The following is a 13,954-nucleotide window of genomic DNA, read 5'->3' as shown; positions in this document are numbered from 1 at the left end:
TTCTATTTTAATTTGAGAGTATTTTGATAATAATATATTCTTAGGATTAATAATAATGTAAAGGTAAAATAGTACGTTCCTATTTGTCTATCAAATAAATTCTCAACTAAAAAGAAATTAAATGTTACTAAAAGCATCCCAACGGGGATAAAATATCTACGTACTTTATAAAATAAAGAACTAAAAATGCCTACTAATAATAATAATCCTAATACCCCACTAAGTACATAATACTCTAAAAATTGATTATGAGTATTAAATCGATCATGAAGGAAATAATCTCTCATTGGATTATTTATTGTTTTTAAATCATAACAATCTACAAGCTTATTTTCTAACTTCTGCATATTACCAATACCAAAAACAGGATTGAAATCATATTGATTTATAATATTAAATGTGCAACCCCAAATAGTAACTCTCGGTTCTTTATGCGAAAGAGCCTCAATGACATTCTTTTCTTTTAGTGAAGCGATAGCAAATCTCTCTTGTAAATTTGAACTTAGCGTCATCAAACCGATGAACCCCATTAAAATTAAACCTATTGCTGCAATCTTTTTTAATATTGTGAGTCGGTAGTAAAAAAGGAAATAGATAATTGCAATAAAAAATAGAGATAATAATTGAATTCTTATAGATATTATAATCATATAAATAATATATAAAATCGGTAATACAGCATATATATATCTAAATTTTGCTGAAGTATGTTTAAATAAAAACAAACTGCACAAAATCCCTATATTCAAGATAAATCCTAAATAAGGTCTTGCTACAACAAGTATTTTATTAATATGACCACCCCCATTCATATTAAAGACATCTGTAGAAATATAATACTGGTACATATTAAAACATCCCAAGACTACTAAACAAGTGAGTGCTAATAGATAAGTATTAAGCAAAAACTTTAAATTAGCAATTCTAAAAAGAACAACTATTGATAAAACTTGCAAAACCAAATACCCTATTCTTCGATCCCCTAAATCATTGGTTAAAGCAGCAATTAAAATCTGATAAACAGCAGAAAAGAAGATAAGAAGGTACACTAACTTATTGCGCTTTAAGTCATCAATTAAAACATCCTTTGAAACTTTAAAATCAATTAGACAAAGACCTAATATAATCGCTAAAGCAATATTAACAATGCTTAATCCAAACGTGACAAAGAAAATATAGAATATTGCGAATATTGGTAATAATTTATTTATAATATTTGATTTCATATTAGTTATTAAGTAAAATATTCAAGTTTAATTTACCTTTTTTAGCTATCTAAATAAGAATGCTTTTATCTTTTTTATTATTCCAGCTGGCATCCATAAAATCAAATAACTTCTTAAAATACCTACAACTGGATAATATCCTAAATAAAAGTTTTCTTTAATCAACCGAATCCTATTCTTTATCTGCGTTTTTCTGCCGACTGTTGATATCCCTGTCTCATTTAATTCAATTTGAACCAATTCTTTATCAATATTACCAAACTTGTAATAAGGTAGTATCTTTAAGAAAAAAGCATAATCCTCTGCATTTTTATATTCTGTTGGATACCCTCCTAGCTTATGTATAATTTCACTTTTAAAAAAAATTGTTGGGTGAATTAACATCGCATTAAAAAACATTCTTTTTCGAATAATAGCATCTTTGACAGGCATCTTTAACGTATAAAGATATTCTCCATATTCATTTACACATCTTGCATGAGAACCAACTATAGCTATCTCTTCATTGTCTAACAAAAACTTATATTGCAAAGCAAAACGGTTCTCTAAACACAAATCACCACAATCCAAACGTGCTATATAAGGATATTTTTTTTCAATTGCATACTGAAGTCCATCATTTAAAACGTACTCAATTCCCCTATTGATGGCATTATTAATAATCTTAACATTTAAGGAACTAAATTCATTATAAATTTCTTCATTGTCAAATACTACTGTACTTCCATCATCAATTATTAATACATCTACTAAAGCAAATTCTTTAGCTATTGATCGAATAGAGTTCTTTAATCCTTCTGGATTATTATAATGAGGTATTAATACTATTATTTCTTTCATTTTTTCAAAAATATGCAATTTTATTATTGTGTTTTACTTTAATTATTTTTAATAAAATAATTAAGCAAAACCAAAAGCCAAACTGTCTAAAATAATCAATCTGCATCCAATTTATAACGAAACCTACTAAGGATATAAATACTATTGTACTCAAAACATTTTCTTCTTTTCGTCTATATAGAATGCAATTCCAAGATGCAGTAAAACAGCTAAATAAAAAAATTATAAATAATATAAATCCAATAACTCCAGTTTCGGCTAACAATCTAGTAAAAAGATTAAAATCAGGCGGAAAATTATAAACTTCCTCATTCATATACCAATCAGTAAATTCATAATTATTTTTAATTGCCCATTCTGGATAATAATTCTTCTTATGAAAACCATTCTGTCCTAAGCCAACACCTACAATAGGGTTTTCTTCAAATACTTTTAAAGTGGCATACTGCATACCATATCTCGTTTGATTAGATATATTATTTTCGACTGTAAAAAGATTTAATTTACTTAATACTTTTTCAACAATAACATCTCCCTTACACAGTAACACAAAAACAATAATTGTTAGTATACTTTTCATTGCCAATTGTATATATCTTCCAAACTGTTTTACAGACACTAAAAAGAAAAGAAAAACAAAAAACTGTATTAATACAATCAAAGTTGCTGCCCTTGCCCCAGAAAAGATAACTAGAAATATTACCATAATAGTAGGTATTATTCCAATCCATTTATTTTTCTTAGTCAAGATATAACTAAACATCCAGGCTGCCACAGTTATTAAAAAGTTACCCAATGCAGGTACTTCAAATGACACAGAAGAAAGGCGATCATTATAAAAATATTGCTTGTTTATAATTGGTAAATAATTAGCAAAATGAATAAGGTTTCTTGCCCAGTCAAAATTCCATTTATTGACAATTGCCTCTATCATTGCAAAAACAAAAACAAATAAAAAAGTATAAAAAAGTATACTTCTAATAACAGTCAAAATAGTTAGTATCGTCCATTTTCTAATCACATTCCAAAAATAATACATCAAAAAAATGGAAGAAATTAGCAACGAAATAAATTGGGATACAAATCTATTATTACCTGAACGCGATTTAAAAAAATTATTTTGTATTGATGAGTAATTAAACAAATATAATAAAAGGCACCAAGCAATAAAAAAGAATAAAAAATAGATAATCAGACTTTTATGTGGAAAATAAATATTTCCCTTTTTTATAATATTATCTAAGATCAATAATACTCCACCTAATAACCATGGATAAATAGCTGCTTCCTGAGCATACTCGCGTAATACACCTAGACCGTCTATATTATTAAATGGCAAAAGAAAAATTCCTAAGCAAAAAAGAAACGTTATTAATACTTTAATATTTTTCAATAAAAACAATATCATATGTAATTACTTCTTTAATACTCCTTTTATAAATTCGAAAGTTTTATTCCCTATTAAATTACGGACAAATTGTTTAATTTTTATCTCTCTTCTTTTAGCTGTACTCAACCATGAACCAGCAAAATGATGAATTGTAATCGAATTACTCGTGATCCTAATTTTCCCATCAACGTGTGACTTAGGGCAGAAATACTCACTTGGGTAAAAAGTAATATAGTTTTCTATTTCTTGAAAAGTATTATTAAACTGCAATTTTTTATCTTTCATCATCTCCGTGATAATGATAACATTAGTAGTCATATCCATTTTACCATTTTCGTCAATAAAATGCTTTCCTTCATAATAAGCTAGCATATCTTTTGCCCAACTTCCTCCCTTTTCACTTGCCATTATTCCAGTTGGCACACAGTTATTATCCTCAAAACCAGAAAATGCATTATGATGTAAAAATGGATCTAAACTTCCTAAAACTTCTACATCTGTATCAAGATAAATACCTCCAAATTCATGAAGTACAGCTAGACGACATACATCTGATACAAAAGCATATTTTTTATTTTCTAATGCCTCTTTTGCAAAAGGATATCTATCTAATGGAAAGGTAGATTCATTCCAAAACTTTATCTCGTATTCTGGTAAATATTTTTTCCACGATTCTATACAATTTTTAACTATATCTGGAAACTCTGCTCCCCCAAACCAACAATAGTGAATGATTTTTGGTATCATATAATATTTTTTATATTTTTTAAACATCGACTTTTGAAAGCCTTTTCAATATAACTGTCTTATAAATAATTATATTAATTATAAAATATAAAACGTACATAAGAAAACTAACTTTAAACACGACTGTATAGCCATAATAAGGTATTAAAAAATAACACAATATTAGATTAATAGAATTAAAAAGTACCTCTATTATAATAGCTAATCTAATATATGCCTTTGCTATTAAAATAAAACTTAAAACTTGAGATAATATTTTAAATAAATCCGCTAAAGATTGCCAACCAAAATATGGTGAAACAACCAAAAAGTCTTTAGATGCTAATAAAATAATAATAAAATTACGTAGCAAATAAATTACTCCAACAGCTAAAATTGAGATTGGAATTACAAGCTTATAAGTATTTAATACTTCTCTTTTTAATTGATGTACAGTTCTAATCTCTGAAATAATAGGAATATAATATGTTGAAATTATTATAGAAAAAAACATAATTAAAACATTAGATACTCTCAATACAAATTCATAGTAACCTGCGTCTTCTAATCCTCCATGCTTTATTATCGTACCTCTAATTAAAATCGTAACAATAGGAACTAATATTGTAGAAAATAATGCTAGAATTGCATACTTAGATAAATCTACTAGAAAACGTCTTTCAAGTGGTATCTTTAAGTAGGAATAAAAACTAAACCACTTTTCTTTTCTTATAAAAAAATATGTAACTAAAAATAATATCGTTTGATTTAACACTAGACTAATCAATACACCTTTTAAATTAGCTAAATAAATTAAAACGATGGTGATTAAAAGTCCAAACAAATTGCTCAGAATAGTAATTATATTAAACTTTTTAAACTCTTTGAAACCATTTAAAACTGAAGTATAGATTGCATTTACCCCTGAAAGAGAAAGGGTTATTCCCAATAGAGCAAAAACATAATAATAATTACTATCAAATAATATCTTTTTTGATAAGAAAACAGACCCTAAAATAATTAAAAATCCAAAAATAAAGCTACTATATAAAGCAATTTTTAAGCCCGTGCCTATTAGTTTATCAAGGCTTTCTTTATCATTAACTCCACTATATTCCGCTACATACTTTACGATTCCTTGGCTAACTATTACACCTGATAACGTGACAGCAAGTAATACAAAATTGCTTAATTGACCTATTAACGCTAATCCTTCTGGACCTAATAATATTGCGACTACTTTAGCTATAACAATAGCAGAAATAATCTTTGAAATAGCAGCTAGACCAGAAAAAAAACTTGCTTTTAAAAAGCTATTCTCTTTTAATTTTTTAAATACTTTTTTCAATTTAAATTTTTATCATATAAATATTTAGGCTACTAAAATGCTATTTTTTATCTGTTAAAGATGAAATCATTTTACAATTGATTAATAAAATCAACTATACACTTAGATGCTCTTCCATTTCCATAAGGATTATTTTTATTTGAAAATTGAGCATAATAATTTGAATCATTTAACAGCTTATTTGTTTCATAATATATTAAATCCTGGTCTGTTCCTACAAGTTTTACAGTACCTGACTCTATGGCTTCTGGTCTTTCAGTAGTGTTACGCATTACTAATACTGGTTTACCTAAACTAGGAGCCTCTTCTTGGATACCACCACTGTCAGTTAAGATAATTTTTGATCTATTCATTAACCAAATAAATAAGGGATACGATAAAGGCTTTATCAAATGTATATTATTAACGCTAGATAACATCTTAGTCACTGGTTCTAATACATTTGGATTTAAATGTACTGGATACACAACTTTTTTATCTGGATTATTAATTGCTATTCTTTTTAAAGCTTCACATATATTTATAAATCCTTCGCCGTGATTTTCTCTTCTATGCCCAGTTACCAAAACAATTTCAGAATCGTTCCCAACTACTTTTTTAAGAGATTCTAAATCATCTGATTCATAGTGTTCAAGTAGCTCCAATCCATACAATAAAGCATCAATAACTGTATTTCCTGTCACCAAAATAGTTTCATCACTGACTTTTTCTTTTAGTAAGTTTGTTTTAGATTGTTCTGTTGGTGCAAAATGAAAATCAGCTAAAACCCCCGTAATTCTTCTATTAATTTCTTCTGGGAAAGGATGCTTTTTATCGAAAGTTCTCAAGCCTGCTTCAACATGACATAGTTTTACATCTGAGTAAAAAGTTGCCAACCCTGCAGCCATAGAAGTTGTTGTATCTCCATGTACAAATACAAAATCAGGTTTAAAATCATCCAAAACATTTTGAAATTCAAGTAATATTTTAGAAGTAATGGATGTCAAAGTTTGCTTAGGTTGCATTATTGCTAAATCGTAATCTGGTTCTATGGAAAAGAAATCAAGAACCTGATCTAGCATTTCTTTATGTTGTCCCGTTGTACAAACTTTTATATTATAAAGATCATTAAACTTTTTAAACTCCTTGATTAATGGAGCCATTTTGATTGCCTCTGGTCGAGTTCCAAAAGCAAATAATATTTTCTTTTTTTCCATTCTATCTCACTCTTTATCTCAATACACTATATTTTGGCCTTTCCGCCTTTGTAGGATATTCCTCTGTACTAATAGGGTTAACTTTAATATTAATCCCCTCTTCATCAAAAATCGATAATGCAAATCGATACCAGGAATAAACTTTCTCTCCACTATAATGGTAAAGACCATACTTACAATTATCTTGCACTAAATGCAATAAAAATGTACATAAATCGACTGCATGAGTTGGACATCCTATTTGATCGTTAACTACATTTATCTCCTCTCTGGTTTCTGCAAGATATAACATCGTTTTCTTAAAGTTATTTCCAAAATCTGAATATACCCAGGAAGTGCGAACTATATAATAGTGAACTAATAATTCTTTAATATATTGTTCCCCTCTTAATTTAGATTTGCCATAAACATTAATTGGATTAGGAAGATCTAATACAGTATATGGAGTATTCTTTTTTCCGTCAAATACAAAATCTGTAGAAATCTGTATCATTACTACATCATATTTTTTACAAACTAAAGCAAGGTTTTTCACCCCATCTGCATTAATAGCAAAAGCTAATTCACTTTCCTCTTCTGCTTTGTCGACTGCTGTATAAGCAGCTAAATTAATACAATAATCAGGGCGAAATTTGTCAAAAACACGATCACACTGTTCAACATTAGTAATATCTAACTCCGACGAATCTAAAAAAACAAAATCAATTTCAGGGTAACTCCTAGAAATTGATTTTAAAGCCTCTCCTACTTGACCGTTTGAACCAGTAACAAGAATTTCTTTTCTCATAATGGGTTTACTTTATTAAAACTTGGCAACAGCTTGTCCTTTTCTGATATTATTATATCATTCCCTTCTAATGACCAATCTATTCCTAATTTCTCATCATTATAAATAATTCCGCCCTCTGCCTCAGGATGATAATAATTATCGCATTTATAGTTAAAAATAGCCTCTTCACTTAACACCAAAAAACCATGTGCACATCCCCTTGGGATAAATATTTGCTTATGATTTTCTTCCGAAATCACTTCTTTAAAAAATTTACCATAAGTAGGTGAATTCTTTCTTAAATCAACTACTACATCTTCTATCTTACCTTTAATAACACGGACTAATTTGGCTTGTTGGTATATTCCTTTTTGAAAGTGAAGTCCTCGCAGAACTCCTTTTTTTGACAATGATTGATTATCTTGAACAAAGTTAATCTTCATTCCCATGAGTTCTTCAAATTGCTTCTCATTAAAACTTTCAAAAAAATATCCCCTATCATCACCAAATATTTTTGGCTTAATTACAAAACAATCTTTTATTAGTGTTGGTTGTATTTCCATTACATTCCTTTATATCTGCTAAATACATTTTTAATACCAAAGATAACTAGCAAAATAAAAGAAAAAACAATAGCGTATTTAACCATTTGTTTTGCTGGAGATGTGCTGATTACTTCTTTTTTTAATTCTGAATTACTATCTTTTAAAAATGTATTAACTACATAGATAACTTGATTACTTTCTAATTTCTCTACTTCAACTTTTTCAAGCGAACGAAGTGTTTTTCTTTTCATAGAGAATACTTCATTAATGCTATTTTTAGCATTCTCACCTTTATGAGAAGTTGTATTTACAGTATTATCCAACTTACTCAAATAATTATTTAGGTAAACTAAGTCTTTACGTAACTCTTCTTCTTTTAATGCTAAGCTAGAAATACCAATTTCTCTCCTTTTCTTAAAGTAGTCTTGATTATTAAAATAATTCTGTAACTCTTCGATAAACTTATTACAATCAAAATCCCCCTTAGCAAGAAGAACTAACTCTTGATATTGATAACCTTTAGATGTCGAATAGTTCTCTATTAATTCAGTGTAGCTATCAACTTTAGAAGCAATGATTGATAATGTTTTTTGTCTTGTCGAACCCTCTTCTAGGTAGCTGTAAATATCATCTACACCTTTAAGCTCTGCATGGACTAATCCTTCACTGGTACTGAAATCATTAAATCCATTTTGAACTAATTGATTCAAATAATCAATACTTCCGAATTTAGGAGCTAACAAAATAGTAATTTCATTATACCCTCCATTTTTACTTAGTTTAGAAATATATTGACTATTCAAAGTGCTTTTATAATACCCAAAACCAATACCTAAAATAATCGCAATTAAAAAGATCAACCACTTCTTAATTATAAAAGAGATTACTTTATAAAAATAAAAACCTACAGTATCAAAAAAAGACACTGTAGATTCTTTTAAATATTGTAGGTTTATCTCATCAAATTCTTGTGAATCCTTCTGATCTAATTTTCCCATAATCTCATTACTTTGAATTAAAGATTTGCTCTAGAATTTTTATTGTAATTAAATACGTTGGTTTTACACCAGTAGTACCTAATCCTCCAGAAGCTAACGTACTTCCCGTTTCTAAAGGGTTATCAGATGCGTAATAAGCATATCTAACCTTTACGTCAGGATTGATACTTTTTCTAATCTTAGAAGCCGATTGAATTGCTTTTTGGTAATGTGCACCTTCCATTTCTAGACCTATTACCCCCCATGTAGAATCATGGAAGAACTTTAATAAATCTTTATTTTGAAGAGATGTTCCTAAAACCGTTACCATCGTACCACCAAATACAGGAATATCATCATTTTTAAACATCTCTACTGTCAACTCATTGTCAAAAGGATAGTTATCACCAGTACCCTCATTAATATGAGCAAACGGTATCATGATATCCCCTTTTCCACCAACAAGAATACCAGCTTTTCCCATTACAGAAACAGACTCAACATTCATTAATAAAGTTGATTTCTTATAAGGCTTTAATAGCTCATCAATTGTTTCGTACGCTTGCTCACCGAAAGCATAGTCCATCACAATGATAACAGGAAACTCGCCCTCAATTTTTGCTTTTGAGAAATTAGTTTGCTTAAAATTAATCTTAGCAGTGTCAAAAATTTGAACATCGATATTAGTACCTGACTCATCTTCTAAGAAAATCATTCCCTCTCTTTCAGCTTTTTCTTTTACTAAATCGCGTAATTCCTTATTCTCAGGTTTACTCAATTCTTCGTAAATCTCTAACTCATTTGTTGTCGAAAGATGTGATTTTGCAACATAAGGAGCAAAAATAGAATTCATAACACTGTGCATATTAGCACTGATAATATGAATTGGACGTTCTAAAAGCCCTTTGCTTTCTAAAACTTTTTTAATGCGATCAGACCAAATTTCACCATAGATATGATGACCTAAACGCTCTCTTAATAAAGGACTAAAAGTAATTGTACGTTTATTATTATCGATATCTTCCTCTATCGCAAGTTTACCTAACCAATAGATAACATCTAAGAATCTATCAGGGTTCTCTGGAATAGCAAACTTCTCATAGATATCTAACACCTCAGCAAAACTACGTCCTAACACATTAGATAGATGAGACATTATAATCTCTTTCTCTTCTAATTCTAAAAACTCTTTCTTAACTGCCGCTGCTGCAATTTTCTTCCAATCTCTTGTTACTTTTCCTTCTTCATCTAGAACCACGCGGTTTTTGATCTTATGCGATTCTATAAAAATAAAAGTCAAATGCGTTAAAACGTCATAAATATCAGATCTACCTCTAGTAATCTCGATATTCATTTGCTCTTCATCTATACGGTAACAATTTCTTCTTCTTTTTGGAGGAACAATCGCTTTAAAATGAGAAAAAGAATAACCTTCATCAGAAGTAAGATTGATATATCTACACTCCTCTATTCCGATTGGCAAACGCTCAATAACGTATAGCAATCCATTTAATTCTACTTTTTCTTCTGCTATTGTTCCGTAAATTTCTGGACGTAACTCCAACAAAGCCTCTCTTAAAGTATCTCCCGAAACCCCCATTGGTTTATAAAAACCTCTATTGAACAAATGTCTCATTGTAATATACATTCGTTCTACTGCTGCTGACGATACCTGTGCTCTCGTTCTTGATATATTTTTTATCTCTTTCATAAATTTCCTTTTACGTCAATATTTACTTGTTAATTATTAATTTATCTGCAATGTTTCTATCATTGCTTAATCTTGGTAACTTATTTTGTCCTCCGAGTTTACCTATACTTTTCATATACTCGTTAAACCCACCTTCTTTTACCTCTCGTATTACTAAAGTACGAAGAACTTTTCCTACTATTAAATCATCGTAATAGACATTTTGCTTTCTTAACGCTTGATCTACCTTAAGAGCAAAACTTTCAATATCATCTGGTTTACTACTGAATTCTATAAACCATTCATGATACGGCAAACCACTTTCTGGTGTAATCTGTGGGGCTACAGTAAATTCATTAACTTGAATGTTCGTGCCTTTCATTGCTTCTTCTAAAGCAGTCTCTACTTCTTTTCCTATCACATGTTCACCAAATGCAGAAATAAAGTGTTTTATTCTTCCTGACACTACGATTCTATAAGGTTTAAGACTTACAAATTGGACTGTATCTCCTATATTATATCCCCATAAACCAGCATTTGTTGAAATAATTAATACATAGTTTACACCCAACTCTACTTCACCTATCGTATATCTTTTAGGATTATCATTAAAGAAATCTTCAACCTTTATAAACTCGTAAAAAATTCCCGCATCTAATAAAAGTAATAATCCTTTTTCCTTTTGTGAATCTTGATAAGCGAAGAAACCTTCTGAAGCTGGAAACAATTCTATTGAAGGGACCCTTCTTCCTATTAATTGTTCAAATTTAGCTCGGTAGGGTTCAAAATTTACTCCACCGTAGATAAACAAATTAAAGTTTTTAAAGATCTCGCCTACAGGCTTATTTTCCCTAGCTTGTAATTTCTCAAAATACATTTGTACCCAACTTGGAATACCAGAAATAACAGTCATGTCTTCATTCACTGTCTCTTCTACGACAGCATCTACCTTAGTTTCCCAATCTTCAATGCAATTCGTTTCTAAACTTGGTAACCTATTCTTTTGAAGATAAGCAGGAACAAAATGAGCAACAATACCCGATAGTCGTCCTAGCTTTAACCCATTCTTTTCTTCTAATATTGGGCTTCCTTGTAAAAAAATCATTTTACCATCTACAAAATCAGCTTTACCAGTCTCATGAATATAAGCTAATATAGCATTTCGAGCAGCCGAAATATGATAAGGCATAGATTCTTTTGTCAGAGGAATGTACTTTGCACCAGACGTTGTACCAGACGTTTTTGCCAAGTATAATGGTCTCCCTTTCCACAATACATCTGCTTCACCATTTACCATTCGATCAATGTAGGGGCGTAACCCTTCATAATCTTTAATAGGCACATATTTTATGAAGTCTTCATGAGATTTTATCTCCTGAAAATGATGATCTTTTCCAAATACAGTATTACTAGCTTCTGCTATTAAACTAGTAAATACTTTTTGTTGTGCTTCTACAGGATTATCTACCCATTTCTGCGTTTTTTTAGCTATAATAGAGGCAAATACTTTTGCCGCAAATGATTTTAATGACATAATTTTTATTCAAGATCTATGAAAATGGATGCATCTAATGGATAAGTATCTTTCCATAATTCGAAATGGAAATACTTTGTATTCTTAGAGGTTAATCCTGTATTAATTTCACCGTCGTAAACACCTATTACTTCACCAGATTTAATGGTATCATATTCTGATTTTGTCAACGAAGTTAAATGTTTATACACCGATACAATTCCTTCTTCGTGCAATAATATTATTGTGTACCCATCCCTAATCGTCCAATCAACAAAAAGAACAATTCCCTTAGAAATAGCCTTAACTGGAGTACTTTTTGCAGCCGCAAAGTCTAATCCAAAGTGATAATTACTAGGATCAAATTTCTTTACTATCTCTCCATTAATAGGTGAAAACAAGATTTGACTAACTTTAGGAGTAGATTCTGGAAACAGATTATACTTATCCTCAAGTCTAACGACTTCTCTAAGTTCTAAATCCTTTTCGCTAGGTTCTTTGTGCTTAATCTGATTTATAGGAATTTCTGCCAAACTCAGTGAATCCACATTTTCATGTGTTGCTGCCACTTCACCTAACAATATTTTTTTTACAGAATTAATATAAATTCTATTTTGTTCAGCATTTGCCTCTAAAGAGTCAACCTTTAAGGTAAGTTCTATTGCTTTTTGCTTTAAATCTGCTGACGAATATCCAGGGATGTACTCTTTTACAGGTGTTAATACTAACAATAAAACTGTCGATAAAATTAAAAGAAAGATAAGCGTACTAGTTCCTCCTAATACATTCAAAAGATTCAATTTGAAAGATCTTACATCTTCAAATGTCTTATCATTAACTATTACAATTCTATACTTATTTAAAAGTTTACTCTTCCATCTTTTAGGTCTGATCCCTTTATTCGACATAAGTTACTCTTTTAATACACAAATATAACAATAATAGAAGCGATTGTATTTCTTTTTAAGTTTTTATTACCTTTTTAACCCTATTATTTGTCGCATTTCTTTTTTTCAAAAATCTCGTAGAGAAAAAGGGTTTATACTACGTCCATTGATTAGCAAAACGATCAATACTCCGCTCTATTAGATATATAATCTTAACAGTAAAAAAAATCATCTATCGTATATAGAGAGTGAATGATGCTACAATGATCATAAGATGATACCCCAATGATGCCGCTATATCAATTGGTTTTAGCGGCATCATTGGGGTATCATTGGGGTATCATAGCGGCATCACTCAACTCTGATATGCCAAAAAGCAACTATTTCTAGGCAAAACAAAAGCGCGTAGATTATAATTTCACATCAATCTTCTCACTACAAGTATTAGCCGTTTGAAAATTTATAATTTGAAAAGGACAATGAGTTAACTATCTTAAAAAATAAATAAAATTTGCTATAAATAATTCATTTCCAATTTTCTTACTATATTTGTGGCATTAAAATGTTTCAAACAGAATAATATGAACGCATTACATATATTTTTAGGAATGGTAGGTCCTTGGCAATTGATTATTATCATTGCTATTATTCTTTTATTATTTGGAGGTAAAAAAATTCCAGAATTAATGAAAGGATTAGGTACAGGAATTAAAGAGTTCAAAGACGCAACTAAAGAAGAGAACGCGCAACAAGTTTCTAAAAAAGAAACAACTAAAGACGAATCTAAACCAGAATAAATTTCTGTTTTTTATATTAAAAAGGAGTAGTACTTATGTAAGTACTACTC

At 29.5% G+C, this 13,954-nt stretch carries 13 protein-coding genes; 1 reads left to right on the top strand and 12 read right to left on the bottom strand.

The window, feature by feature from the left end:
* Positions 1-2: 2 nt before the first annotated feature.
* From RH98_RS03175 to RH98_RS03120, 12 genes are all read right to left on the bottom strand, one after another.
* Positions 3-1,226 (bottom strand): O-antigen ligase family protein, encoded by a 1,224-nt coding sequence (locus RH98_RS03175; RefSeq protein ID WP_010250444.1) that lies wholly within the window; start codon positions 1,224-1,226, stop codon positions 3-5.
* Positions 1,227-1,271: 45 nt separating this feature from the next.
* On the bottom strand, positions 1,272-2,066 hold the full coding sequence (locus tag RH98_RS03170; RefSeq protein ID WP_036495437.1) for a glycosyltransferase: 795 nt from the start codon (positions 2,064-2,066) through the stop codon (positions 1,272-1,274).
* Between the two features lie 4 nt (positions 2,067-2,070).
* Positions 2,071-3,474, bottom strand: coding sequence for an O-antigen ligase family protein (locus RH98_RS03165; protein WP_010250440.1), 1,404 nt, complete (start codon positions 3,472-3,474; stop codon positions 2,071-2,073).
* Between the two features lie 6 nt (positions 3,475-3,480).
* Positions 3,481-4,203 (bottom strand): glycosyltransferase family 32 protein, encoded by a 723-nt coding sequence (locus tag RH98_RS03160; RefSeq protein ID WP_026038714.1) that lies wholly within the window; start codon positions 4,201-4,203, stop codon positions 3,481-3,483.
* 19 nt (positions 4,204-4,222) lie between these two features.
* On the bottom strand, positions 4,223-5,530 hold the full coding sequence (locus RH98_RS03155) for an O-antigen translocase (RefSeq protein ID WP_010250436.1): 1,308 nt from the start codon (positions 5,528-5,530) through the stop codon (positions 4,223-4,225).
* Positions 5,531-5,601: 71 nt separating this feature from the next.
* Positions 5,602-6,726, bottom strand: coding sequence for a non-hydrolyzing UDP-N-acetylglucosamine 2-epimerase (wecB, locus tag RH98_RS03150; protein ID WP_010250435.1), 1,125 nt, complete (start codon positions 6,724-6,726; stop codon positions 5,602-5,604).
* Positions 6,727-6,739: 13 nt separating this feature from the next.
* On the bottom strand, positions 6,740-7,513 hold the full coding sequence (gene rfbD, locus RH98_RS03145; RefSeq protein ID WP_010250433.1) for a dTDP-4-dehydrorhamnose reductase: 774 nt from the start codon (positions 7,511-7,513) through the stop codon (positions 6,740-6,742).
* A complete protein-coding gene (gene rfbC, locus RH98_RS03140; protein WP_010250431.1) occupies positions 7,510-8,058 on the bottom strand; it encodes a dTDP-4-dehydrorhamnose 3,5-epimerase in 549 nt (182 codons plus the stop codon). The genes rfbD and rfbC overlap by 4 nt, the downstream gene beginning before the upstream one ends.
* The gene (locus tag RH98_RS03135) at positions 8,058-9,038 is read right to left on the bottom strand and encodes a hypothetical protein (protein WP_010250429.1); all 981 of its coding nucleotides are present in this window, start codon (positions 9,036-9,038) and stop codon (positions 8,058-8,060) included. Before RH98_RS03135 ends, rfbC begins: the two co-directional genes overlap by 1 nt.
* A 7-nt stretch (positions 9,039-9,045) precedes the next feature.
* Complete coding sequence (locus RH98_RS03130; RefSeq protein WP_010250426.1) at positions 9,046-10,728, bottom strand: DUF6909 family protein; 1,683 nt, start codon at positions 10,726-10,728, stop codon at positions 9,046-9,048.
* Between the two features lie 22 nt (positions 10,729-10,750).
* Complete coding sequence (locus RH98_RS03125; protein ID WP_010250424.1) at positions 10,751-12,241, bottom strand: GH3 auxin-responsive promoter family protein; 1,491 nt, start codon at positions 12,239-12,241, stop codon at positions 10,751-10,753.
* Between the two features lie 5 nt (positions 12,242-12,246).
* Positions 12,247-13,128 carry a murein hydrolase activator EnvC family protein gene (locus RH98_RS03120; RefSeq protein ID WP_010250422.1) on the bottom strand — a complete coding sequence of 294 codons (882 nt, stop codon included), beginning with the start codon at positions 13,126-13,128 and terminating at the stop codon, positions 12,247-12,249.
* Between the two features lie 560 nt (positions 13,129-13,688).
* On the opposite strand from RH98_RS03120, the gene tatA reads away from it, so the two are divergent.
* Positions 13,689-13,904, top strand: coding sequence for a twin-arginine translocase TatA/TatE family subunit (tatA, locus tag RH98_RS03115; RefSeq protein ID WP_010250420.1), 216 nt, complete (start codon positions 13,689-13,691; stop codon positions 13,902-13,904).
* The last annotated feature ends 50 nt before the right edge of the window (positions 13,905-13,954 follow it).

This window comes from Myroides injenensis M09-0166 (assembly GCF_000246945.1).
Taxonomy (GTDB): domain Bacteria; phylum Bacteroidota; class Bacteroidia; order Flavobacteriales; family Flavobacteriaceae; genus Flavobacterium; species Flavobacterium injenense.
This window is presented reverse-complemented; position numbering and strand designations above follow the sequence as displayed.

What these genes read in the sequence shown, in the direction of transcription:
- RH98_RS03175 (WP_010250444.1), bottom strand. Translation starts at nt 1,226, where the DNA reads ATGAAATCAAATATTATAAATAAATTATTACCAATATTCGCAATATTC.
- RH98_RS03170 (WP_036495437.1), bottom strand. Translation starts at nt 2,066, where the DNA reads ATGAAAGAAATAATAGTATTAATACCTCATTATAATAATCCAGAAGGA.
- RH98_RS03165 (WP_010250440.1), bottom strand. Translation starts at nt 3,474, where the DNA reads ATGATATTGTTTTTATTGAAAAATATTAAAGTATTAATAACGTTTCTT.
- RH98_RS03160 (WP_026038714.1), bottom strand. Translation starts at nt 4,203, where the DNA reads ATGATACCAAAAATCATTCACTATTGTTGGTTTGGGGGAGCAGAGTTT.
- wecB (WP_010250435.1), bottom strand. Translation starts at nt 6,726, where the DNA reads ATGGAAAAAAAGAAAATATTATTTGCTTTTGGAACTCGACCAGAGGCA.
- rfbD (WP_010250433.1), bottom strand. Translation starts at nt 7,513, where the DNA reads ATGAGAAAAGAAATTCTTGTTACTGGTTCAAACGGTCAAGTAGGAGAG.
- rfbC (WP_010250431.1), bottom strand. Translation starts at nt 8,058, where the DNA reads ATGGAAATACAACCAACACTAATAAAAGATTGTTTTGTAATTAAGCCA.
- RH98_RS03135 (WP_010250429.1), bottom strand. Translation starts at nt 9,038, where the DNA reads ATGGGAAAATTAGATCAGAAGGATTCACAAGAATTTGATGAGATAAAC.
- RH98_RS03130 (WP_010250426.1), bottom strand. Translation starts at nt 10,728, where the DNA reads ATGAAAGAGATAAAAAATATATCAAGAACGAGAGCACAGGTATCGTCA.
- RH98_RS03125 (WP_010250424.1), bottom strand. Translation starts at nt 12,241, where the DNA reads ATGTCATTAAAATCATTTGCGGCAAAAGTATTTGCCTCTATTATAGCT.
- RH98_RS03120 (WP_010250422.1), bottom strand. Translation starts at nt 13,128, where the DNA reads ATGTCGAATAAAGGGATCAGACCTAAAAGATGGAAGAGTAAACTTTTA.
- tatA (WP_010250420.1), top strand. Translation starts at nt 13,689, where the DNA reads ATGAACGCATTACATATATTTTTAGGAATGGTAGGTCCTTGGCAATTG.